The 22,557-nt window shown below is 74.3% G+C and carries 17 protein-coding genes; 7 read left to right on the top strand and 10 right to left on the bottom strand.

Translation table 11 applies throughout. The annotated features are described in order from the left end of the window. The first annotated feature begins 14 nt into the window (after positions 1 to 14). Positions 15 to 1,067 carry a LacI family DNA-binding transcriptional regulator gene (locus ACH4UK_RS14595; RefSeq protein WP_398356396.1) on the top strand — a complete coding sequence of 351 codons (1,053 nt, stop codon included), beginning with the start codon at positions 15 to 17 and terminating at the stop codon, positions 1,065 to 1,067. A 22-nt stretch (positions 1,068 to 1,089) separates the two neighbouring features. Here ACH4UK_RS14595 and ACH4UK_RS14590 read toward each other — a convergent pair whose 3' ends face one another. Next, the gene (locus ACH4UK_RS14590; RefSeq protein WP_398356395.1) at positions 1,090 to 3,426 is read right to left on the bottom strand and encodes an alkaline phosphatase family protein; all 2,337 of its coding nucleotides are present in this window, start codon (positions 3,424 to 3,426) and stop codon (positions 1,090 to 1,092) included. A 252-nt stretch (positions 3,427 to 3,678) separates the two neighbouring features. Here ACH4UK_RS14590 and ACH4UK_RS14585 point away from each other — a divergent pair, with 252 nt between their 5' ends. Together ACH4UK_RS14585 and ACH4UK_RS14580 are read left to right on the top strand one after the other, a co-directional pair. Next, positions 3,679 to 4,455, top strand: coding sequence for an MBL fold metallo-hydrolase (locus ACH4UK_RS14585; protein ID WP_398356394.1), 777 nt, complete (start codon positions 3,679 to 3,681; stop codon positions 4,453 to 4,455). Further along, entirely contained in the window at positions 4,452 to 5,102 is a 651-nt protein-coding gene (locus ACH4UK_RS14580; protein ID WP_398356393.1) for a DedA family protein, read from the top strand. The genes ACH4UK_RS14585 and ACH4UK_RS14580 overlap by 4 nt, the downstream gene beginning before the upstream one ends. A gap of 233 nt (positions 5,103 to 5,335) precedes the next feature. Here ACH4UK_RS14580 and ACH4UK_RS14575 read toward each other — a convergent pair whose 3' ends face one another. Continuing rightward, positions 5,336 to 6,487 (bottom strand): aminotransferase class I/II-fold pyridoxal phosphate-dependent enzyme, encoded by a 1,152-nt coding sequence (locus ACH4UK_RS14575; RefSeq protein ID WP_398356978.1) that lies wholly within the window; start codon positions 6,485 to 6,487, stop codon positions 5,336 to 5,338. 510 nt (positions 6,488 to 6,997) lie between these two features. Here ACH4UK_RS14575 and ACH4UK_RS14570 point away from each other — a divergent pair. The 3 genes from ACH4UK_RS14570 to ACH4UK_RS14560 all read left to right on the top strand — a co-directional run bounded on the left by ACH4UK_RS14570 (position 6,998) and on the right by ACH4UK_RS14560 (position 9,886). Beyond that, the gene (locus ACH4UK_RS14570; protein ID WP_398356392.1) at positions 6,998 to 8,506 is read left to right on the top strand and encodes a bifunctional phosphatase PAP2/diacylglycerol kinase family protein; all 1,509 of its coding nucleotides are present in this window, start codon (positions 6,998 to 7,000) and stop codon (positions 8,504 to 8,506) included. Between the two features lie 131 nt (positions 8,507 to 8,637). Then, positions 8,638 to 9,447 (top strand): class I SAM-dependent methyltransferase, encoded by an 810-nt coding sequence (locus ACH4UK_RS14565; RefSeq protein ID WP_398356391.1) that lies wholly within the window; start codon positions 8,638 to 8,640, stop codon positions 9,445 to 9,447. 85 nt (positions 9,448 to 9,532) lie between these two features. Further along, positions 9,533 to 9,886: a VOC family protein gene (locus ACH4UK_RS14560; protein WP_398356390.1), complete on the top strand. Its 354-nt coding sequence runs from the start codon at positions 9,533 to 9,535 to the stop codon at positions 9,884 to 9,886. A 120-nt stretch (positions 9,887 to 10,006) separates the two neighbouring features. On the opposite strand, the gene ACH4UK_RS14555 is transcribed toward ACH4UK_RS14560, so the two are convergent. The 7 genes from ACH4UK_RS14555 to ACH4UK_RS14525 form a co-directional block, all read right to left on the bottom strand. Further along, the gene (locus tag ACH4UK_RS14555) at positions 10,007 to 11,992 is read right to left on the bottom strand and encodes a DUF5107 domain-containing protein (RefSeq protein WP_398356389.1); all 1,986 of its coding nucleotides are present in this window, start codon (positions 11,990 to 11,992) and stop codon (positions 10,007 to 10,009) included. 185 nt (positions 11,993 to 12,177) lie between these two features. Then, entirely contained in the window at positions 12,178 to 12,417 is a 240-nt protein-coding gene (locus ACH4UK_RS14550; RefSeq protein ID WP_398356388.1) for a LapA family protein, read from the bottom strand. A 139-nt stretch (positions 12,418 to 12,556) separates the two neighbouring features. After that, complete coding sequence (locus tag ACH4UK_RS14545) at positions 12,557 to 14,314, bottom strand: CocE/NonD family hydrolase (protein ID WP_398356976.1); 1,758 nt, start codon at positions 14,312 to 14,314, stop codon at positions 12,557 to 12,559. A gap of 221 nt (positions 14,315 to 14,535) precedes the next feature. Then, positions 14,536 to 15,498 (bottom strand): LD-carboxypeptidase, encoded by a 963-nt coding sequence (locus ACH4UK_RS14540; RefSeq protein ID WP_398356387.1) that lies wholly within the window; start codon positions 15,496 to 15,498, stop codon positions 14,536 to 14,538. Further along, positions 15,495 to 17,510, bottom strand: coding sequence for a S9 family peptidase (locus tag ACH4UK_RS14535; protein WP_398356386.1), 2,016 nt, complete (start codon positions 17,508 to 17,510; stop codon positions 15,495 to 15,497). The genes ACH4UK_RS14540 and ACH4UK_RS14535 overlap by 4 nt, the downstream gene beginning before the upstream one ends. 33 nt (positions 17,511 to 17,543) lie before the next feature. Beyond that, positions 17,544 to 18,887: a M20/M25/M40 family metallo-hydrolase gene (locus tag ACH4UK_RS14530; protein WP_398356385.1), complete on the bottom strand. Its 1,344-nt coding sequence runs from the start codon at positions 18,885 to 18,887 to the stop codon at positions 17,544 to 17,546. Beyond that, entirely contained in the window at positions 18,880 to 19,713 is an 834-nt protein-coding gene (locus tag ACH4UK_RS14525; protein ID WP_398356384.1) for a M55 family metallopeptidase, read from the bottom strand. The genes ACH4UK_RS14530 and ACH4UK_RS14525 overlap by 8 nt, the downstream gene beginning before the upstream one ends. Before the next feature lie 219 nt (positions 19,714 to 19,932). On the opposite strand from ACH4UK_RS14525, the gene ACH4UK_RS14520 reads away from it, so the two are divergent. Continuing rightward, positions 19,933 to 21,396, top strand: a complete 1,464-nt coding sequence (locus ACH4UK_RS14520) for a hypothetical protein (RefSeq protein ID WP_398356383.1) — start codon at positions 19,933 to 19,935, stop codon at positions 21,394 to 21,396. A 44-nt stretch (positions 21,397 to 21,440) separates the two neighbouring features. Here the strand turns inward: ACH4UK_RS14520 and ACH4UK_RS14515 are convergent, their stop codons facing one another. Continuing rightward, positions 21,441 to 22,445 (bottom strand): aldo/keto reductase, encoded by a 1,005-nt coding sequence (locus ACH4UK_RS14515; RefSeq protein WP_398356382.1) that lies wholly within the window; start codon positions 22,443 to 22,445, stop codon positions 21,441 to 21,443. Positions 22,446 to 22,557 lie beyond the last annotated feature (112 nt).

Raw genomic sequence — 22,557 nt, 5'->3', positions numbered from 1 at the left:
GTATAAAGGGCTGCATGACAGCCGAAGTGCCGCAGCCCGTACGCCCCGCGACCTTGGAGGACGTGGCGGCCGTGGCCGGTGTGTCACGGGCGACGGTGTCCCGGGTGATCAACGGGGCGACCACGGTGGACCCCGCCCTGCGCACCGTGGTCGAGGAGGCGGTGGCGACCACCGGCTACGTCCCCAACCGGGCCGCCCGCTCGCTGGTGACCCGGCGGACCGACTCGGTGGCGCTGGTGGTCTCCGAGCGGGAACGGCGGCCCATGTCCGAGCCGTTCGTCGGCCGGATGTTCTCGGACCCGTACTTCGGGCGGGTCGTCAGCGGGCTGCTGGAGGTGCTGCGCCCGGCGGGGATCCAGATGGTCGTGATGCTGGCGGACGACGAGGCGTCCCGGACCCAGTTGCTCTCCTATCTGCGCCACGGCCATGTCGACGGCGTCGTGCTGATCACCACGCACGCCGACGACCCGCTTCCCGGGCTGCTCCAGGACACGCGGATGCCCGCCGTCCTCGCGGGCCGTCCGCACAAGCCGTCGCCGCTGGCCTATGTGGAGGTGGACCAGCACGCCGGGGCCCGGCTGGCGGCCGATCATCTGGCCGCGCTGGGGCGGCGGCGCATCGGCACCATCTCGGGACCCCAGGACATGCCCGCCGGGCAGGTCCGGCAGACCGGATTCCTGGAGGCCGTCGCCGCCCACGGCATCGAGGACGTGGCCTGCGCCGAGGGCGACTTCACCCACCTGGGCGGTGCCGCGGCCATGCGCCGGCTGCTGGCGGACCGCCCCGACCTGGACGGGGTCTTCATCGCCTCGGACCTAATGGCCCTGGGGGCGCTCCCCGTCCTGCTCCGGGCCGGGCGCGATGTGCCGTCCGACGTGGCGGTGGTCGGCTTCGACGACAGCAGTGCGGCGGCCGCCTGCGACCCGCCCCTGACCACGGTCCGGCAGCCGGTGGAGGAGATGGCGGCGGAGATGGCCCGGTTGCTGCTGAAGCAGATCGGCGAGCCGAGCGGCCCCTCGCCGTCCGTGCTCTTCCCGCCCACGCTGGTGCGGCGGCAGTCGGCTTGAGCCGGGACGGGCGGCCACCCGGTCAGGCAGACGCCCCCGGAGGCTGAGACCGCTGTTGGCGGGCCGGCGCGTCGGGCCCCGCCCCCTGCTCTCGGAACGGCGCGTCGGGCCCTGCGGCCTGTCCATGGAACGGCGTGTCCGGCCCCGCCGCCAGTTCTCGGAACGGCGCGTCGGGCCCCTCGGCCTGTCCATGGAACGGCGCGTCGGGCCCCGCGGCTGCTCGCGGGAACGGCTCGTCCGCCAGGTCGGCCCCGGCGAAGCCCTCGGCGAGGACCGGCACCTGGGGCCCCGAGGACTCCTGGAGCCAGCGAGTCAGCACCCGGTGCACCGCCTCCGCGCCCACGAGGCCGCCGCCCGGCGGCACGGGTGCGCCCTCCGCGGTCTCGGCGGCCACGATGTCGAGCGGGTCCGTCAGGCCGCGCGGCCAGAGCAGGAACGGCCGGGACTGTTCGCCGCCGAGGCCGCCGTGCGAGCCGATCTGCTCCTCGAAGGCGTGCACGGTCCCGGTGGCGGGGTCGTACATGGAGTTGACCATGATGTCGGCGACGTGCGGAAAGGTGTCGGTGCGGCGTACGGCGGCGGCCGCCCCGACGCCGAAGACCGCGAGCGGGCCTTCGCCGTCCGCCAGTTCGGCGAGGGGGACCTGCGCCCCGCCGGGTCCGAGGAGCACGGATCCGTGCTCCTCGCTGCGGACCAGGAGGAAGCCGATCCCCGGGTGGTTGGCGAGCGTGCCGAGCAGCGCCGGGTGGCGGCGCTCGATCTGTTCGCGGGAGGCGCGGCCCCCGATGTCGGGGAAGGAGAGCAGCCCGAGGTTGCCGGAGGCCAGCACGATCGGGTCGGAGAGCTTCGCGAGGTGCTCGTCCTCCTGCGCCTCCACGGGACGGTGCAGCGCGATCCGCACCGCGTCGCGGGCCTCGGAGGCGCTGCGGGTGCGCTGGGCCCGGCGGGGCACGGGCAGCCCGCAGCCCGCCCGGACGAGGTCCTTGAGCGTCAGCCCGTACTTCCCCGCGAACGTCTCCCCCGGGCTCTGGCCGTGGTCGGACAGGAGCACGATCCGGTAGGCGCGGGGGGTGTGGTCGGCGATCTTGGCGATCAGGGCGAGGGAGCGGTCGAGCCGTACGAGGACCTTCTCCGCGTCGCGGCTGTGGGGCCCGGAGTGGTGGGCGACCTCGTCGTAGGCGACGAGGTCGGCGTAGACGGCGGTGCGTCCGGCGAACATGTCGCCGAGGACGGCCGCGGCGACCACATCGCGCTCCACGACCGTGGCGAAGGCGCGGATGAAGGGGTAGAGCCCGCCGCGCTTGATCCGCGGGGTGACCTTCCGGGCGCGGGCCCGGGTCGACTGGCCGATCTCGCGGAACACCTCGGCGACGAAGGAGAGGGCGGTGCGGGTCGCGTTGGCCGGGTCGGAGAAGTAGGCGAAGTACCCGGCGCGGGAGCGGCGGCCCTTGCCGCGCCGAGCGGCCATGGAGAGGACCAGGGCGAGCTGTCCGGCGCCGCCGCTGAAGAGGTTGCCGCGGCTCGCTCCGTCGACGGTGAGCAGACCCCCGTCGCGGGTGTGCTCGATGGCCCGGCGCTGCATTTCCAGGGCGCTCGCGGGCCGGCTGGAGACCATGACGGTCCGGGTCTCCTTCTCGTACCAGCGGAACGCGGGCACGTCGTGGTTGCTGCCGTGCAGGATGCCGAGCTGGCTGGCGCCGGTCTGGCTGGACCAGTCGGTGCGCCAGGGGGTGAGCCGGTGTCCGGTGGAGTCGGCGAGCCAGCCGGCGACGGTCGGCATGAGCCCGTCGGCTGCGGCCTTCACCAGGACGTCGTGGCCGACGCCGTCGAGCTGGAGGAAGACGGTGCCGGGCGGTCCGTCGCGGCCGAGTTCCGGCGGGCCCGGGGAGCGGCCGCGTCTGCGGCGCCGGTCGGCGAGCCGGGACAGCCGGCGGCGGTAGGCCTCGTCGTCGCGGACCGCGAGGGCGGTGGAGGTGGCGGAGGCGACGGCGGACATCACGGCGGCGACGACGACCGCCGTCTCCGGCGCTGCGTCGCCGCGCCCGTCCGGGATCAGGCGCAGCGCTATGAGCAGCAGCGAGCCGTTCAGGAAGAAGACCAGCGCGCCGAGGACGAGTGCGGGCACAATCAGCAGGGACCGTACGAGAACGGGCCAGACCAGTGCGGAGAGCAGGCCGAACGCGCCCGCGCCCCAGGCGGCGGTGAAGGCGGTCTTGGTGATGGTGTCGCCGTCGTCGGACTGGAGCTGGAAGTCGGGCAGGATGCCGGCGAGCGCGAGCATGGTCAGGGTGGACACCGCCCAGACCGCGATCACGCGCATCAGGGCTCTGCCCGCCCTGCGCCACTTCCCGTCACCCACGCCGGTCCACCTCGGGCACTCGCTGCTCCGGGGCCCGGTCGTCCGGGGCCCGCCCTTCAGCTTTTCACAGCGCCGGTCCCGGTCAGCGGCTTCGGCGGACCGGTCGGGGGGCGGCGCGACGGTGCGGGGGGCGCATAGGCTCGTACCGGCAGCGCACCCGGTCGCGGGCCGCGCCGGCCACGCCGGGGCACGGAGTCACGGCGTCCCGGGGAACCGGGGTCGCGGGGGTCGAGCGAGGAGGCGGAGGCGCCGGTGGAGGTCACTTGGTGGGGTCATGCCACCTGCACGATCGAGGACTCGGGGGTACGGGTGCTGACCGACCCCCTGTTCGTACGGCGCTTCGCGCATCTGCGCCGCCGCCGGGGTGAGGTGCCGCCGCCGCAGGCCGCCGTCGCCGAGGTCGTGCTGGTCTCCCATCTGCACTCCGACCATCTGCATCTGCCCTCGCTGGCCCGGCTGGCTCCCGGCAGCCGGCTGATCGTGCCGAGCGGCGCGGTGGCGGCCGTGCCGGGTCTGCGGGCGCTGCGGCGGATGCGACAGCTGCACGTCACCGAGGTGAAGCCGGGCGACACGGTGCGGGTCGGCGAGGTGCGGGTGCGGGCGGTCCCCGCGCTGCACGACGGGCGGCGGCTGCCGGTCGGACCGCACCGCGCGCCCGCGCTCGGCTATGTGGTCGAGGGCGAGGCCCGGACGTACTTCGCCGGGGACACCGGGCTCTTCGACGGGATGGCCGACGCGGTGGGGCCGGTGGACGTGGCGCTGCTGCCGGTGGGCGGCTGGGGCCCCTACCTGGGGCACAGCCATCTGGACCCGGCCCGCGCCGCCGAGGCTCTGACCCGTCTCGCACCGCGGTCGGCGGTGCCGGTGCACTACGGCACGTACTGGCCGATCGGCCTGGACGGGGTGCGGCCGCACGAGTTCCACGCGCCGGGCGACGAGTTCGTACGGCACGCGGCGAAGCGGGCGCCCGAGGTGACGGTGCATCTGCTGGGGCACGGCGAACGGGTCCGACCGGAGGCCGGCCGGTGATCCACGAGATCCAGCAGGTGGTGCGGGAGCTGCCCACCGAGTCGACCCAGCAGGCGGTCGGCTATCCGACCCTGTTCGCGCTGGTGGCGCTGGGGTCCTTGGTGCCGGTGGTGCCGACGGGTGCGCTGGTGAGTTCGGCGGCGGTGGTGGCCTTCCACCAGACGTCCCCGTTCTCCCTGCTCTTCGTCTTCGGGGTGGCGTCGGCCGCCGCGTTCCTCGGGGACATCTGCCTGTACTGGCTGGGGCAGCGCGGGGTGCGGTCGAAGAACGGCTCGAAGTGGCTGGAGGCGATCACCCGCCGGGCCGCGCCGGAACGGCTGGCCCAGGCACAGGCGAAGCTGGACGAGCGGGGCGCGACGGTGCTGGTGCTGTCCCGGCTGGTGCCGGCCGGGCGGATCCCGGTGATGCTGGCGTGCCTGCTGGGCCGGATGCCGTTGCGGCGGTTCGCCCGGGGGGACGTTCCGGCGTGTCTGGCCTGGGCGGCGACGTACCAGTTGATCGGGATCCTGGGCGGCTCGCTCTTCCCGGAACCGTGGCAGGGCGTGGTCGCGGCGGTGGCCCTGACGCTGCTGATCAGCGGGGCTCCGGCGCTGTGGCGCAGGCTGCGGGCACGGTTCGGCGACGGGGCGGGCGACGCGACGGGGTGAACGGGGCGTCCCGGGCGGCGGCGGGGACGCGACGCGTACGTGACCCCGTCGCGCTCCGGCGTCCTCGTGCCGGCGGCGGTGCCGCGCCGTGCGACTCGGCGTCTTCGTGAACGCGTGCGGTGCGGCGACTCGGCCTCCCAGTGACCGCGCTCGGTGCCGCGCGGTGCGACTCGGCGTCCTCGTGACCGTGCCCGGTGCCGCGCGGTGCGACTCGGCGTCTGTGGCCACCGTGCTCAGCGCAGGGCGCCGAAGACCGCCGCGAAGCTGCCCAGCGCCTGCGCCACATGGGCGAGCTCCAGCGGCCTGGCAGCGGTGAGGGACTCCGTCTGCTGCCGCGGCGTGGCCCCCAGCAGCGGTCCGGTGCCCAGGCGTACGCGCAGGGCTCCCAGCTCGTCCCCGAAGCGGTGCCCGCCCGGGGTGGGCGCGCCGAGCCGTTCGGTGAGGTACTCCTCCAGCTCCATGGAGTCCGTGACGCCCAGGTCGGCGAGCCGGGAGCGCAGCGGGCCGAGGTCGGCGTAGAGGTGGCGGCCCGCCTGCGGAGGGCGGGCCAGCGCGCCGGAGCCCAGGACCGCGCGGTGGGCGGCGGCGGCGACCTCGGCCTGGAGCGCCGCGGCCCGCCTGATCCGGTCGCGTACGGCTTCCGGCTCTCCCAGGGCGTGGGCGGCCGCGTGGGCGACCGGACCGGCGACGAGAGCGCCGAGGGCGGTGAGGATGTCCAGGGTACGGGCGTGGCGCACGGCGGACCGGGCGGTGTCCGGGAAGCGGGCGACGGCGACGGGCCAGGCGCCCGGGGTGAGGGCTCCGGCCAGGTCGGCGAGGACCGTGACGTCGTCCGGGCACATCTCGGCGGGGCTGAGCAGGACGGTGTCGCGGGGCCGGTGCACGGTGTCGCGCCAGGTCTCGTCGCTGATGATGTGCAGCCCCTCGCCGACCGCCGCCTCGCAGGCCTCGCGGACCAGCTCGGGCGGGGCGACGGTGGCCGTGGGGTCGTCCACGACGGACAGCAGCAGCAGCTTCGGCCGGCCGCCCTCCGCACGGACCCGCCGGACGGTCTCCAGCAGGGCGTACGGATCGGGGATGCCACCGCATTCGGCCGGGGTCGGCACATGGTAGGCGGGGCGGCCCAGCAGCCGGGCCTGCGGCATCCAGGCGGCCGGGCAGGGGCGCGGCATGAGGACGTCGCCGCCGTGTGCGGCGATCAGGGCCAGGAGGAGCGGCTGGGGTCCGGGGGCGGCGGCGATGCTGCCCGCCGCGCCGTGCAGTCCGCGCCGGTCCCAGTACCCGCGGGCCGCCTCGCGCAGGACCGGCCCCCCGCCGGGCGGCTCCGGGCGGGTCCGGTCGGCCGCTGCGGCGAGGACGGCGGCCAGCTCGGGAAGGACCGGCAGACCGGGGTCGGGCGCGGGCGGACCGTAGCGGACGGGGCCGTGGTCCTCGTGCGCGGGTGCGTGGTCATCGGATACAGGTGCCGGTGCCCGGTCATCATGCGCGGGAGGCCGCCGGAGGCCGGACCGGCAGGGGGCGCCGTGCGGGCCCTCTTCGGTGACGCGTCGCGGGACGTCGGGCCCGCCCCGGCCTGACCCGTCCGCGTCGCCCCGGCCCGCCGCATCGGGCCGGCCGTCCGTGCCCCCCGGGCCGGTGTCCTCGGTTCCGTGCATCCGGCCCTCCTCCGCCGCTCGGCGCTCCGCGCCTCTGCCGCGCCGCCCGGTCGTCATCGGTTCCCGGTCCGCGCCCTCCGGCCCTTTATACGGAGGTTCCGGGCGGCCCGCCCGCCCAGGCGCGCCGCCGCGCCGGGGACCGTCGCGGCATGAGCCGTTCCGCCGGTCCGTGGGGGCGCGTGGCCCGAGTCTCAGCGCGCCTGCTGGTTCAGCGTGGCCCGGCCGGGTATCCGCTGATCCATGTCCTCACCGAGAACCTCACCCGACGCCCCCGCTGCCGCCGCCCGCTTGCGAGGCTGGCTCCAGGGGCGGGACCTGGCCGTCTTCCGGAGCGTCGCGGACAGGCACTGGCCGGGCGCGGATCCGCTGCTGCCCCGGCTGAGCCGGAGCGCCAACCACGGCCTGCTCTGGTTCGGGGCGGCGGCCGGGATCGCGGCCCTCGGCAGCAGTGCGCGCTCGCGCCGGGCCGCGCTGCGCGGGGTGGCGTCCCTCGCCGTGGCCTCGGCGGCCATCAACACGGTCGGCAAGGGCGCGGTGCGCCGCGAGCGGCCCATAACGGACCTGGTGCCGGTGGTGCGGCAGCTCAAGCGGCAGCCGATCACCACCTCCTTCCCCTCGGGCCACGCGGCGTCGGCGGCGGCCTTCGCCACCGGGGTGGCCCTGGAGTCCAAGGGCTGGGGCGCGGTCGTGGCCCCGGTCGCGGCGGCCGTGGCGGCCTCCCGCGTCTACACCGGTGTCCACTATCCGAGCGATGTGCTGGCGGGTGCGGCGCTCGGCGTGGGAGCGGCGTTCGCCCTGCGCGGGATCGTGCCCACCCGGGGCCAGCTGCCCGCTCCCGGCCGGCCCCCCGGTGAGGCCCCGGCGCTGCCCGCCGGGAAGGACCTCGTCGTGGTGGTGAACCAGGAGTCGGGCACGGCCACCGCGACAGCGGCGCTGGTGCGCGAGGCGCTGCCCGCGGCGGAGGTGGTGGAGGTGCCTCCCGAGGAGCTGTCGGCCGCGCTGGACAAGGCGGCGGGCCGGGGCCGGGCGCTGGGCGTCTGCGGGGGCGACGGCACGGTGAACCTGGCGGCTTCCGTGGCGGCCACGCACGGGATGCCGCTGGCGGTATTCCCGGGCGGAACGCTCAACCACTTCGCCTACGACCTGGGCATCGAGACCGTCCAGGACACCGCCGCCGCCCTCACCGCGGGCGATGCCATCCGGGTGGACCTCGGTCGCTTCCGGCCGGGTCCCAAGGGCGCGGACGGTGCGGACGGCTATTTCCTCAACGCCTTCTCGCTGGGCGTCTATCCGGACCTGGTGCGCACCCGCGAGCACTGGTCGCCCCGGATCGGCGGCTGGCCGGCCGGCGTGCTCGCGGCGTTCCACGTGCTGCGCGGACAGCGGCCGCTGGAGGCCGAACTTCAGGGCCGCAGGCGGCCGTTGTGGCTGCTCTTCGTCGGCAACGGGCTCTTCCAGCGGGTCGGACCCGCTCCGGGGCGCCGCCACAACCTGGCGGACGGCCTGCTGGACGTCCGGGTGGTGCACGGCGGGCGGACGCCCGCGCTGCGCCTGCTGGCGGCGGCGGTGGCGGGACCGCTGACCCGCTCCCCCGCTCATGCGGCGGTGCGGCGCCGCCGGGTGCGGATCGCCGGTCTCGTGCCCGGGACGCCGTACGCGTACGACGGTGAAGTGGCCCACTGCGGTACGGAGTTGATGATCGACAAACTGCCGGAGGCGCTCACCGTCTACTGCCCGATGCCGATCTGATCCGATCTGATCCGCCAGGCCATTGCTGTCCGCATATCAAGACGCCTATCTCATTATTCGACATCGCGGCGTACGGTGACTCATGTCGCCGCACCCGTCGGCGCGAGGTTTTCGGGAGAGGACGCACTGCCATGCCGAAGGAGACCGCCGTGTACACGCACGGCCACCACGAGTCGGTCCTGCGCTCGCACCGCTGGCGCACCGCCGCCAACTCGGCCTCCTATCTCCTCGGCGAACTCCGGTCCGGACTCACCGTGTTGGACGTCGGCTGCGGCCCCGGCACCATCACCGCCGACCTGGCCGCCCTGGTCGCGCCGGGGCGGGTCACCGCGGTGGACACCACCGGCGACATCCTCGGCCAGGCCGCCGCGGTGGCGGCCGAACGGGGCCTGGACAACGTCGACTTCGCGGTGGCCGACGTCCACGCCCTGGACTTCCCCGACGACTCCTTCGACGTGGTCCACGCCCACCAGGTGCTCCAGCACGTGGGCGACCCGGTCCAGGCGCTGCGCGAGATGCGCCGGGTCTGCCGCCCCGGCGGTGTGGTCGCGGCCCGCGACAGCGACTACGCGGCGATGACCTGGTATCCGCAGGCCCCCGGCCTCGGCGAGTGGCTGGACGTGTACGGCCGGGTGGCCCGCGGCAACGGCGGCGAGCCCGACGCCGGCCGCAGGCTGCTCTCCTGGGCGCGGCGGGCCGGGTTCACCGACATCACGCCGACCGCGGCCGCCTGGTGCTTCGCGACGCCGGAGAGCCGTGCCTGGTGGAGCAGCCTGTGGGCGGACCGTACGACGGACTCGGTCTACGCCGAACTGGCCGTGGCGAACGGCCATGCGACCACCGAGCAGCTCACGGCCATCGCCGGGGCCTGGCGCTCCTGGGGCGAGGAGGGCGACGGCTGGTTCATGGTCCCGCACGGCGAGGTGCTGTGCCGGGTGTGAGGTCAAGAGGGCGTGAGGTGAAGAGGGGTTCCGGGCCGCCGGGAACCGATCACACCGGTGGTGGCCGCCAACTACCCTCGTAGGCATGGAGATCCTCGGAACCACGCTGCGTATCTGCGTCGACGACCTGGAGGCCTCGGTGGCCTTCTACGAGGGGCTGACGAGTTCGTCGGCCCTGCGCTTCGAGCGCGGTGGGGTGTCGGTGGCCGCCATCGGCTGCTTCCTGTTGATGAGCGGACCCGAGTCGGAGCTGGAGGTGCTGCGCAAGGTGGGCGCGACCATCGCCGTCAAGGACGTCGACGAGGCGCACACGGCGCTGACCCGGGCGGGTGCGCGGGTCGTCGCGGGGCCCGTGGCGACCCCCGCGGGGCGCAACCTCATCGCGCTCCACCCGGACGGCTCGGTCTTCGAGTACGTCGACCGCAACGTCACCGTCTGACCGGCCGCCAGACCCTGTCGTCACCCTCCCCTCGTGGCCCGAAGGACAGCAGCCGGGCGGTAGAGGGAAAGGCGACGACAGGCCCCACGGGCCGACCCGCCGTCCCCGGCGGGACAGCCCTCAGGCGTCCGGTGGGCTCATGCGGAAGTCGTAGGCGGCCGGCAGCGGCTCGTCGCTGACCGACGCCCACAGCTCGCCGAGGATTCCGGCCCCTTCGCGCAGGTCGGCGACCTCGAATCCGGCGTCGAGGATCGCGCGGGCCGCTCCGGTGTCGCCCTCGGCGACCAGGATCCGGGCGAGGAGCAGCCGGAAGCGTCCGCGCTCGCGGATCGCCCCGGGCAGCCCGGCCAGCAGCGCCCCGGCCGCGCCCGGCCGCCCGGCGGACAGATGCGCCTCGATGGTCTCGCGGGCCAGGGCGACGAGAAGGGCGCCGCCCTCCGCCGAGGCCGTGAGGTCCCCCGCTCCCGGAGCGCCGAGGTCCGCGAACGCCTCGGCGTACAGCTCGGCGGCGTGGTCGGGCCTGCCGCTCTCCTCGGCGGCGACGGCGAGGCAGCGCAGCAGCGGCCAGCGCGGTGCGGGGCCGCCCGCCAGGCCGCGTTCCCAGCTGCGGACGGCCTGGGCCCGGTCGTCGGCGTGCCACTGCGCGATGCCGAGGTGGTACTCGGTGCGGGGGTCGGCGTCGGCGGTCTCCAGCATGTCGCGCCACGGCCGCGATACCGGTGTCGGGCCGGGTATGTCGTCCGGGGCCGGCTTCGGCAGTGTGCCCTGCTCCAGCAGCGCCAGCCAGGGAGCCTGCTGCTCACCGATGCCGGCGACCGGGAACGGCGTACCGGGCAGTCGGTGGCCGCCCCGCAGCACCTCCAGCGCCCCCCAGCCGGATCCGGCGGCGAGCATCTCGCCCGGTTCGGCGTCGGCGTGCGGCAGCCAGGCCGCGTACGCCTCCTCCACCGCGCCGCGCGGCAGGGCCTCCGCCAGCCGCGCGCCGGCCTCTTCGGTGGCGGCGGCCCAGTCCTGGCCGTGCACGGCGGCCGGGTCGGCGGACAGCGGGCCGTAGGACTCCAGCCAGCTGAACGCGGCGCCCGGTTCGAGCGGGACGTGTTCCAGCTGGGTGCGGGCCAGCCCGGCCTGGATCTCCGCGTAGCCGCCGTCCTCGGACCCGCTCAGCCACTCCTGCCAGCGGCGGCCGCCCCGCCCGTGGCCCCAGCGGAACAGTTTGCGGCCGCGCAGCAGGTCGGTGGAGGTCTGGGCGAGTCCCTGGCCGTCCGCGTCGAGCGCGGCGATCCAGCGCCGGGCGTCGGCGGGCAGCTCGTAGAAGTGGTCGGCGGGATACTCCGAGCGCAGCGGATAGGTGTGGTCGTGGCCGCCCGACTCCGGGACCCCGACCCGGGTGAGGGCGTGGTCGTAGCCGAAGTGCCAGGCCTCGTCCGCCGGGACCAGGACACGGGTGCCCCGGGTCTCCGGGACGGCGATGTTGGACCACCAGTAGACCGGCACGGGCTGCTCGTGCGGGTTGCGTATCCGTACGCCGACGTGCAGGAAGTCGGAGTCGTCGGGGAGCCAGAGGTCCACCTGGAAGGGCAGGTCTCGCAGCCGCTCCCACTCCCAGAGCCGGACCATCGTGCCGCCGTCGGGGGCGGGCACGATCGCGGCGTGGAGCGGGGCGCAGGACAGGGTGGTGTGGCCGGTGGCGCCGATGTTCCACTCGATCCCGCCGGAGAACCAGGCCCCGTTGAGGGCGAAGGCGGCGGGCTGGAGGACCGGGTTGCGGTGCAGCAGTTCGCGGCCGGTCGGCTTGTGGTGCAGGGAGTGGATCCGGCCGCCGAGTCCGGGCAGCACGGTGACGCGCAGCCGGTCGTTCTCGATGACGACGGCGTCGATGTCGGTGGGGGTGCGCTCGCGCCCGTAACCGTCGAGCAGCCGGGTGGGCAGCACGGTGCGCAGCGGCCCGTGACCCAATTGCCGGGCCATGTCACGGGGCAGGTCCGCCCGTTCACGGGGGTCCAGGACGGGTGGCGGGGCGGGCGTCCGCAGGGGCGGGAGCGGGTTCTCCGGCCCGAGCGGCGCTGCGGGCAGGTTCAGTACGGCACGTCGTACGGTCGTGGCCAAGGCACCCTCGTTCCCTCGCGGCGGGCCGCCGCAGGTCCGGGCGCCCCCGGTGACCATGGAACACGCAGGTGGCCGGGGGGAACAGAGTCCCGCCGGTCAGACTTTCGTGCGCTCGGGCTTCCGCGCGCTCGGGTTTCCGCGCGCTCGGGCTTTCGCGCGCGCTCCGACTTCCGTCGGGGCCGCCGTCACTTCCCCCGGCGGCGGAAGAGGTAGCCGCCGCAGCCCAGGCCGATCAGGAACATGGCCAGCAATGCGAACCAGAGCGGCATCGTCACCTCGGGGATCAGCACCCGGATGGTGACCTTGTTCGTGTTCACGCAGATGAACACGATGACGAGGACGACCAGCACGGCGACCACGATGCGCCCCGGGGTCAGCCACCCCGTGCCACGTCCGGCACCGCTCGACACGTTCTTGGGGCTCATGGTCCGGCCCTTCCGCTCGCTTCTCGCCGTCCGGCCCGCCCTCGTGCACGCGACCGCCCCCCGGGGTCCCAGCATGTCCGGCTGCCGGGTCCGAGGGGCGGTGCTGTACGGCCGTTCGGGTGAACGGCGGTGGCGGACGTCAGCCGGCCGGCACCACCGGGAGCTCCAGTACGCCGGTGTCCTCGGGGGCGTGGACGACGGTGACAGGCTTGATCCCCCGGTTGCCGAAGTACGCGGTGTCGCTGGCGGCGATCACGAACTCCAGGCGGTGCCCCTTCTCGTACCGGTGGACGATGCCGGGCAGCTCCACCGTGAAGGGCCGGGTGACGTCGGGGACCCGGACCGGGGAGACCAGGCGGTTCACCAGCGTCCGGCCGCCGTCGGGCGCGACGTCGTAGACCTTGGCGAACAGCACGAGCTTGTCGGAGGCGTCGCCGCTGTTCTGGACCCGTTCGGTCTTCGGAGAGAGGACCTTCAGGGTGGCTTTCGGCGCGCCGACGACGTCGACGGGCGCGGCGAGCGGGTCGCTGCGCCAGCCGAGGTAGGTGCCCTTGATGTCGTACGGCTTGGGGTCGGGCAGTCCGATCAACGGGGCGATGGAGCTCTCGGAGTGGCTGGTGGGCACGGCCCAGTTGGTGTACTTGCGGCTGCCGCGCGCCACCTTGGAGCGGTTGTCGACGAGTTTGCCGTCGCCGGAGAGGTAGAAGGACCGCGAGAGAGCGGGGACCTCGGCGGCCGTGCCGTAACCGCTCTGCCAGTCGCGGTAGTAGGAGAACGCGGGCCCGGTGTCGGTGTCCGTCTTCTTCTGGAGGTAGCGGTCGAACCAGGCCAGCACCCGCTGTCCGACGTGACTGGTCTCCAGATTGCCCTGGCTCAGGTCGAGTTCGCCGGGGACCTGGCCGCCGCTGTGCCCCCAGGACTGCCAGATCATCTTCGTCTCGGTGCCCTGCGCCTTGAGCGTCCGGTACGTGGCGGTGGCCTCGTTGAGGTTGAACAGGCTGTCGGCCTGGCCCTGGACGATGAGCGTGGGGGCCTTGACCCGGTCGAGGTAGGAGACCGGCGAGACGCTGCGGGCGTAGGCGAGCATCGACGCGGTCCGGTCGGCGGGATAGCGGCCGGAGTTGAGCAGCCGGATGGTCTCGCAGGCGCGGGTGGCGAAGTGCAGGCAGTCCAGGCGGTCGATGCGGGAGGGGTCCAGGCTCGGGTTGAGCAGCGGCTGGCCCTCGCCGATCAGGTAGAAGCCGTTGGTCCACTGCCACTTGAAGACGCCGGGGGTGTCGGAGGTGACGCCGGTGCGCGCCCCGGTGTTGTTGGGGGCCAGGGCGTAGCCGAGATCGTTCCAGGTGACCAGCGGGACGAGGGCGTCGACGCGGGGGTCGACGGCGGCGGTCGCCAGTTGGATCGCGCCGCCGTAGGAGCCGCCGATCATGCCGACGCGCGGATCTCCTTCGGCGTCCTGGGTGATGTAGTCGGCCCGGGTCCCGTCGTCCGCCGCGCGAACGCCCCCGAGGAAGTCGAGGAGTTCGGTCGCGGCCCTTCCGTCGGTCTCCGGGTCGTCGAGGGTGATCAGGCATCCGGACTTGCCGAAGCCCAGGCCGGAGTAGACGAGTCCGACGTAGCCGCGCTCGGCGAAGGACCTGCCGATGACGTCGGTCGAGCCGTCGGACTTGCTGCCGCCGAAGCCGTTGGTGGCGAGGACGGCGGGGGCGGGGCTGTCCGCGTCGACTCCGGCGGGCCGGTAGAGATCGGCGTCCACCGTGCAGGAGCGGCCGCCCGCCTCGACGGTGAACTTCAGGGGGGTGACGGTGTACGGGTCGGCCTCGGCGTGCGCCGGGCCGGCGAGGACGAGAGGAGCGGCGAGGGCCGCGCCGGCGACCGCGACGAGCGGGCCGCGCACTCTGGAAACAGCACCTGACACGAAGACCTCCACGCCGAGGACACCTTACCGACCGGTAAGTATTGGGCCGCGCTCATGCTGTGACACGGGTCATAGCCGTGTCAACGCATCTGTCAGCGGTTCTTGACGGATGTTCACGTTCCGCGGGCGAAAACGCACATCCTCGCGCCCGCGCGGACAGCGGCGCGGACGCGAACACGGGAGGGGAAGGCCGAGGAGGTTCAGAGAAGGGCGGGGGCCTCGACGGTCAGCGTGCAACGGCCGCCGTCCGCCGGTGCGTCGAGCACCGCGGGCACACCCAGGGGAACCGTCAGCGCGGTCGTGCCGTGCCCGAATCCCAGCTCCTCGACCACGGGTATGCCCAGCGGGCCGAGCCGGTCGGCGAGCACGGCGCGGATCTTCTCGTACGGTCCGCACTCCTGCCAGGAGCCGCAGGCCACCCCGGCGACCCCTGCCAGGGCCCCGGAGCGCAGCAGCCGGGTGAGGATGCCGTCGAGCCGGTAGGGCTCCTCCCCCGTGTCCTCGATCGCCAGCAGCCCGCCCCGGCCATGGGTCCGGCCGCCCGGGGTGCCGATGTCGGCGGCGAGCAGGCTGACGCACCCGCCGTACAGGACGCCCCGCGCCCGGCCGGGGACCAGGGCCCCGGCCGATGCGAGGCCGAGGGTGCGCACGGTCTCCGGCTCGAAGAGCGTGGCGCGCAGATGCTCACGGGTCGCCGCGTCCTTCAGGAACGTCTCGGTGGCGACCATCGGCCCGTGCAGGGTCGAGAATCCGGCCCGCAGGGCGAACGCCTCGTGCAGCACGGTGATGTCGCTGTAGCCGACGAACGCCTTGGGACCGGCGGCCCGGATCGCCGCCCAGTCCACCAGGTCGGCCATCCGGTGCGCGCCGTATCCTCCCCGGGCGCACAGCACGGCCTCCACCGACGGGTCGCTCCACGCCGCGCCGAGGTCCGCCGCACGCTCCGCGTCCGACCCGGCGAGGTAGTCCAACTCCGGCTGCACGGCACGCACATGGGGGCCGACGACGGGTTCCAGGCCCCAGTCGCGCAGGACGGCGAGACCCTCCTCCAGCCGGTCGGCGGGCACGGGGCCGCTGGGTGCGACGACGGCGACCCGGGACCCGGGGCGCAGCCGGGCCGGCCGGGCGAGGGGCGTCGCGGTGCGGCGGTCCTCGCCGGTCACGTGGTCAGCTCCAGGGGCGGTACGTCGGGGCGGTCGATACCGAACGTGTGCGCGTAGAGGGAGAGTTCGGCCTCCAGTGCGCGGGCCAGCGTCTCGGCACGCCGGAAGCCGTGGCTCTCCCCCGCGAACGCGATGTAGGCGTGGGCGACGCCCCGGCCCGCCACGGCGGCGAGGAACCGCTCGCTCTGGGCGGGCGGGCAGATCACGTCGTCGAGGCCCTGGAGCAGCAGGAACGGGGTGTTCAGCCGGTCGGTGCGGTGGATCGGGGAGCGTTCCCGGTAGCGCTCGGGCACCTCGGCGAACGGGCCGACGAGGGACTCCAGGTACTGCGACTCGAAGTCGTGGGTCTCGTCCGTCGCCCATCCCTCGAGGTCCAGGATGGGGTAGAGGATCGTCCCGCAGGCATACAGGTCGGTGCCGGTCAGCGATGCGGCGGCGGTCCAGCCGCCCGCGCTGCCGCCGCGGATCGCGAGCCTGTCCTGCGCGGCCGCGCCCTCCTCGACCAGGGCCGAGGCGACGGCCGCGCAGTCGGCCACGTCGACCACGCCCCACTGGCCGCGAAGCCGTTCGCGGTAGCCGCGGCCGTAGCCGGTGGAGCCGCCGTAGTTGACCTCGGCCACGCCGATGCCGCGCGAGGTGAAGTAGGCGATCTCCAGGTCGAGGACGAGCGGGGCGTGGCCGGTGGGCCCGCCGTGCGCCCAGATCACGTACGGGGGCCGCTCGCTCTCGGGTCCGGTGCGGTCGGGGCTGCGCGGCGGGTAGATGTGGGCGTGGATCTCCCGGCCGTCGGGGCCGGTGAAGGTGCGGTCCTCGGGCACGGGGTAGTACGCCGGGTCGACCGCGTCGTGGTGGGGTGCGCCGATGATCCGGGTGTGCCCGGTGGCGGTGTCCAGCTCGACGATCTCGGGGCCGCTGCGGGGGCCGGCCGCGACGCCGACGACCCGGCTGCCGTGGACGGCGAGCGTGTCGGACCAGGAGGTCCAGGGGCCCGGTACGTCGGCGAGTTCGCCGGTCTCCGGGTCGAGGATGCCGAGCCGCAGATCGCCCCTGCCGTGCAGGACGGCGATCAGCCCGTTGTCCAGCGGGTGGAACCAGCGCAGTCCGATCTTCCAGAGCGGCCCGCCGAACTCCTCGCCCCGGGGCGGCAGGAGGCGGCTGCTGGGGACCGCGCCGCCCGCGACCGCGCCGGGGCGGATGCGCTGGATCTCCCACCAGTCGGCGAGGTCGGAGACGAACAGGAGGCTGCCGTCGCGGTCCCACTCCACCTGGCAGACCGATTCCTCGAGGTCGCCGACGAGGGGCCGTGCACCGGTGAAGCCGCCCGCTTCGGTGATGTCGGCCAGCATGACCACCGTGCCGTCCCAGGGCATCCGGGGGTGGTCCCAGGCGATCCAGGCCGCCCGCCGCCCGTCGGGGGAGACGCGGGGACCGGTGACGAACCGGTGCCGGTCGTCGGAGAGTTCACGGACCGCCGAACGATCCTTCGCCGCCGACCCGTCCAGCGGCACGGCGGCGAGAAGACGTCGTACGTCGGTGGGCGCGGGCCCGGTGAACTCCTCCAGCACGCACCACACTTCGCCCGCCGCCCCGCGCTCCGGGCGCAGTTGCGGATCCACCCAGCGCAGGCCGCCGCCGACGTCCGAGACCGGGGTGAGCGGCCACGGCCCGTCGGGCCCGTCGGGGGCGTAGGCGTACAGCCGCTGGTCGGGGAAGTGGACGAACACCACGAGGGGTCCGCCGTCCTCGCGCACGGTGCCCGCCCAGGGCTGGCCGCCGTACTCGATCACCCGGCTGCGGGCGTCCCAGGGGGCGGGCAGCACCGGGGCGGTGGCCCCGTCGGCGCGACGGCGCATCAGGGCCCGCCGGCCGCCTTCGGCGGGGCGCGGCTCGGTCCACCACACCTCGTCCCCGACCGTGCCGAGGTGGTCGGGGCGGCCGTCGCGCGAGGCGGCGAGGGCCGCGTCGATCGGCGACGGCCAGGTTCCGTACGGCGCTGTCGGCACGGTGTTCACGTAGGTCGGTCCCCCCGGGTGCAGGTCGGTCGGTCAGGCGGTGCGCAGGTAGTGGTCGAGGACGCGGACGCCGAAGTGGAGGGCGTCGACGGGGACGCGCTCGTCGACGCCGTGGAAGAGCCGCTGGTAGTCGAAGCCGACGGGCAGCTTCAGCGGCGTGAAGCCGTAGCCGGTGATGCCCAGGCGGGAGAACTGCTTGGCGTCGGTGCCGCCGGACATGCAGTACGGGACGGTGTGGCCGTCCGGGTCGAACCGCTCGACGGCGGCGCGCAGCTTGGCGTACGTCGGGGAGTCGACGGGGGCCGTCAGGGCCGTCTCCCGGTGGTAGAACTCCCAGCTGACGGAGGGGCCGGTGAGCCGGTCCAGCGTCGCGTGGAACTCGTCGTCGCCGCCGGGGACCATGCGCCCGTCGACGAAGGCGGCGGCATGGCCGGGGATGACGTTGACCTTGTATCCGGCGTCCAGCATCGTCGGGTTGCTGCTGTTGCGGATGGTGTTCTCGACGAGGGACGCGGCCGGGCCGAGCTTGCCGAGGAGCTGGGCGACGTCGAAGCCGGGGGCGTCCAGGTCGGCGGTGATGCCGTGCAGGGCGGCGATCTCGGTGATCGCGGCCCGGACGGTCGGGGTGAGCCGGATCGGCCACTCGTGCTCGCCGATCCGGGCGACGGCGGCGGCCAGGGCGCTCACCGCGTTCTCCCGGTTGACCTTGGAGCCGTGGCCGGCCCGGCCCTCGGCGGTCAGCTTCAGCCAGCCGGTGCCGCGTTCGCCCGCCGCGATCGGGTACAGCGAGAGACCGTCGCCCGCGTGGAAGGTGAAGGCCCCGGACTCGCTGATGCCCTCGGTGCACCCCTCGAAGAGCTCGGGGTGCTGTTCGGAGAGGAAGCCGGAGCCGTCGGCGGCGCTGTCCTCCTCGTCGGCGGTGTAGGCGATGACGATGTCGCGCCGGGGGCGGAACCCCTCGCGGGCCCAGCCCCGTACGACGGCGAGGACCATCGCGTCCATGTTCTTCATGTCGACGGCCCCGCGCCCCCACACGACCCCGTCGCTCACCTCGCCGGAGAAGGGGTGCACGCTCCAGTCGGCGGGCTCCGCGGGCACCACGTCGAGGTGGCCGTGGACGAGCAGCGCGTCGGCCGAGGGGTCGGTGCCGGGGATCCGGGCGACCACATTGGTCCGGCCGGGGGTCCGCTCCAGCAGCGTCGGTTCGATTCCGGCGGCCGCGAGCCGCTCGGCGACGTACTCGGCGGCCGGGCGCTCCCGGCAGTCGCCGCCGCCCCGGTTGGTGGTGTCGATGCGGATGAGTTCGGAGGTGAACGTCACCACCTCGTCGAGGGCCTGCCGGTCGACGGGACCGAGCGGGTCGGGGGCCTCAGCCATACTGTTCCTCCACAGCGGCCGACACGATCGTCGTCACCGCCTTGAACGTGCGAATTCCTTCGTACATCGTCGCGCTGGTGTACGCGACGCGCCTCTCGCCACTCGCCGCCACGCCGGGGACCACGGTCGCCGCGGCCGCCAGATGCTCGGCGTCGAACTCCAGCTCCACGGTGAACGTCCCGCCGGTGACCGGCTCCCGCCGGCCCGCGAGCCCGGTGGCCGACTTCGCCGCCACCCTGATGTCGGCGGCGGTACGGGTGGGGGTGCGGCACACCGCCGCGTAACGGGAGACGTAGTCCTTGACGGCGACCTTCCGGGCGTCGGGGGCGTACCCCTCGGCGTCCACGCAGGTCAGGTCGTCGCCGGTGACGAGGATGACGGGCACCCCGTACTCGGCGGCGACGTGCGCGTTGAGCAGGCCCTCGCTGGCGCGGACCCCGTTCAGCCAGACCCCGGTGATGGAGTTGGCGAGGTAGGTGTGGGCGAGGACGCCCTCCGTGCCGGCACCGGTGTGATAGCCGACGAAGGCCACCGCGTCCACGTCGCCGTGCTGGATGCCCTCCACCATGGACAGCGACTTGTGCTTGCCGGTGAGCATCTGGACCCGTTCGTCCAGGTGCTCGAGCAGCAGATTGCGCATCGACCAGTGGGCCTCGTTGACCAGCACCTCGTCGGCCCCGCCGTCGTAGAAGCCGAGCGCCGCCGCGTTCACGTCCGAGGTGAACATCGACCGGCAGCGCTCCCACTGCGGGGTCCCCGGCAGCACGTCGGCCGGCCAGGTCACTCCGGTGGCGCCCTCCATGTCGGCGCTGATGAGGATCTTCATGCCGCCACACCGTACGCGCCGTGAGCGGCGCGGGCCAGGGAGGGGCGGCCCGCCAGAGGTCCAGTCCGCCGAAGGTCCCTCCAGTGGTCCCCTTCCGGCGACCGGGGCGAACACTATGAACGCAATGCGCGCGGGGCTTCTCCCCCGGGTGCGGCGCTTTCTAGCATCCCGGCAACCCGGTGCACCTCCGTGCCGGACAGAACGCCAGGAGCCGCCCCCGTGAACTCCCCCTCCGCGCCGGACCGCGCCCTGCCGCTGTACCGCCGCCACCGGTTCCGCTCCGCCGCGCTGGCCGCCACGGTCACGGCCCTGCTCCTCGGCTCGGCCGGCAAGGCCCCCGCGGCCCCCGCTCCGGCCGGGCCCCCGGTCGCCGCCGACTGCCCGGCCGTCCTGGCCGGAAAGGCCCGGTGCTACACGGGACAGGACGAGAACGGGGCGCACTACGCGCTCGCGGTCCCCACCCGCTGGAACGGTTCGCTCGTGGTGCACGCGCACGGGGGGCCCGACCTGGGCGACGCCTCGGACCCGGCCCGCTCCACCGAGGACCTGGAGCGCTGGTCCGTCATGGTCCAGGAGGGGTATGCCTGGGCCGGCTCCTCCTACCGGCGCGGCGGCTACGGGACCCGGATGGCGGCGGCCGACACCGAGAGCGTGCGCCGGGTGTTCCTCGACCGGTTCGGGAAGCCGGAGCGGACCTTGGTGCACGGCCAGTCCTGGGGCGGCAACGTGGCCGCCAAGGTCGCCGAGACGTACGGCACGAAGCCGGGGGCGTACGACGGTGTGCTGCTGACCAACGGCGTCCTGGGCGGCGGCTCGCGCGGCTACGACTACCGCGTGGACCTGCGCGCGGTCTACCAGTACTACTGCGGCAACCACCCACGCCCCACCGAGCCGCAGTACCCCCTGTGGCAGGGGCTGCGCCCGGACTCGACGATGACGGCCACCGGCCTGCGCGCCCGGCTGCGCGAGTGCACCGGGTTCGACGCCGACCCCGCCGAGCGGACCGCGCTCCAGCAGCGCAACCTCGACGACATCCTGGCCGTCACCGGGGTCCCGGAGCGTTCCCTGGAGTCGCATCTGCGGTTCGCGACCTTCACCTTCCGCGACATCGTCGCGACCCGGCTCGACGGCCGCAACCCCTTCTCCAACCGGGGTGTTCGGTACTCCGGCTCGCACGACGACCGGGCGCTGAACGCGGGCGTGGAGCGCTTCTCGGCGGATCCCGCGGCGCGCCGTGACCTCTCCTGGGACAGCGACCTCACCGGGCGGGTGTCCCTGCCGGTCCTCAGCCTGCACGCGATCGACGACCCCACGGCCTTCGTCGAGCACGAGGCCGCCTACCGGGCCACGCTGCGGGGCGCGGGCCGGGAGCACCGTCTCGTGCAGACCTTCACCCGGGAGAGCGAGCACAGCGGGCTGAGCAGCGCGGAGTACGCCAACTCCATCGCCGCGCTGGACCGCTGGACCCGCACCGGCCACCAGCCCACCCCGCGCTCGCTGGCCGACTCCTGCGCCGCGTTCGACCAGACGTACGGCACGGGCTGCTTCCACGATCCGGCGTTCCGGCCGGCCCCGTACGCCTCGCGGGTCCTGCCCCGGCCGGGCGGGCTCGCCTGGCCCGCCATGTCCGCCGCGCAGGAGTGGGCCTGGGGCCGGATCGACGGGGTGGGCATCGCACCCTGACGGCCGGTCGGGCCCGGCCTCGCCCGTCCGGGGAACCGGAGGCGTCAGCCGGTCTTCGCGTCCCCCAGCAGCTCCTCGATCCGGGACAGCTCGTCCGCGCCGAACTCCAGGTTCGAGACGGCCTCGACGCTGTTCTCCAGCTGGGCGACGCTGCTCGCGCCGACGACGGCGGAGGTGAGCCGGCCGCCGCGCAGCACCCAGGCCAGGGCCAGCTGCGCGAGCGACTGGCCACGCTCCTTCGCCAGGGCGTCCAGCGCGCGCAACCGCTCCACCAGCTGCGGAGTGACGGCGTCGGGGGTCAGGAACGGGCTCGCGCCCGCCGCCCGGGAGCCGGCCGGGATGCCGCTCAGATAGCGGTCGGTGAGGATGCCCTGCTCCAGCGGTGAGTAGGCGATGGACCCGACGCCCAGCTCGTCGAGGACGTCCGGCAGCCCGTCGTCCTCGATCCGGCGGTCGAGCATCGAGTAGCGGGGCTGGTGGATGAGCAGCGGGGTGCCGAGGTCCCCGAGGATCGCGGCGGCCTCGCGGGTCTGCGCGGCGGAGTAGTTGGACAGACCGACGTACAGCGCCTTGCCCTGCCGTACGGCGGTGTCGAGCGCGCCCATCGTCTCCTCGAGAGGGGTCTCGGGATCGGGCCGGTGGGAGTAGAAGATGTCGACGTAGTCGACGCCGAGGCGCTTCAGGCTCTGGTCGAGCGAGGAGCGCAGGTACTTCCGCGAGCCCCACTCCCCGTACGGCCCCTCCCACATGTGGTAGCCGGCCTTCGTGGAGATGACGATCTCGTCGCGCAGGCGGGCGAAGTCGGTCGCCAGGGCGCGCCCCAGGGTGAGTTCGGCGGAGCCGGGCGGCGGGCCGTAGTTGTTGGCCAGGTCGAAGTGGGTGATGCCGAGGTCGAAGGCGCGGCGCAGGATGCGGCCCTGCTCCTCGGGGGTCCTGTCTCCTCCGAAGTTGTGCCAGAGGCCGAGGGAGAGCGCGGGCAGCAGGAGACCGCTGCGGCCGGTGCGCCGGTAGGGCATGGCGGAGTAGCGGTCGGCGGACGGCAGGTACATACAGGGCTCCGCGGAAGGGGTACGGGGGTGGCGCGCCGGGACCGGCGCGGTACGGCTCCAGGCTTCCGCAGATGTATCCAGCAGTCCAACAGGAGATTCCGCTCGGATTCAT

The organism is Streptomyces sp. NPDC020884, from assembly GCF_044333935.1.
In the GTDB taxonomy this organism is placed as follows: Bacteria; Actinomycetota; Actinomycetes; order Streptomycetales; family Streptomycetaceae; genus Streptomyces.
This window is presented reverse-complemented; position numbering and strand designations above follow the sequence as displayed.

Coding starts and splice junctions, on each gene's coding strand:
- ACH4UK_RS14515 (WP_398356382.1), bottom strand. CDS start 22,445: ATGTACCTGCCGTCCGCCGACCGCTACTCCGCCATGCCCTACCGGCGC.
- ACH4UK_RS14550 (WP_398356388.1), bottom strand. CDS start 12,417: ATGAGCCCCAAGAACGTGTCGAGCGGTGCCGGACGTGGCACGGGGTGG.
- ACH4UK_RS14565 (WP_398356391.1), top strand. CDS start 8,638: ATGCCGAAGGAGACCGCCGTGTACACGCACGGCCACCACGAGTCGGTC.
- ACH4UK_RS14525 (WP_398356384.1), bottom strand. CDS start 19,713: ATGAAGATCCTCATCAGCGCCGACATGGAGGGCGCCACCGGAGTGACC.
- ACH4UK_RS14570 (WP_398356392.1), top strand. CDS start 6,998: ATGTCCTCACCGAGAACCTCACCCGACGCCCCCGCTGCCGCCGCCCGC.
- ACH4UK_RS14595 (WP_398356396.1), top strand. CDS start 15: ATGACAGCCGAAGTGCCGCAGCCCGTACGCCCCGCGACCTTGGAGGAC.
- ACH4UK_RS14560 (WP_398356390.1), top strand. CDS start 9,533: ATGGAGATCCTCGGAACCACGCTGCGTATCTGCGTCGACGACCTGGAG.
- ACH4UK_RS14530 (WP_398356385.1), bottom strand. CDS start 18,887: ATGGCTGAGGCCCCCGACCCGCTCGGTCCCGTCGACCGGCAGGCCCTC.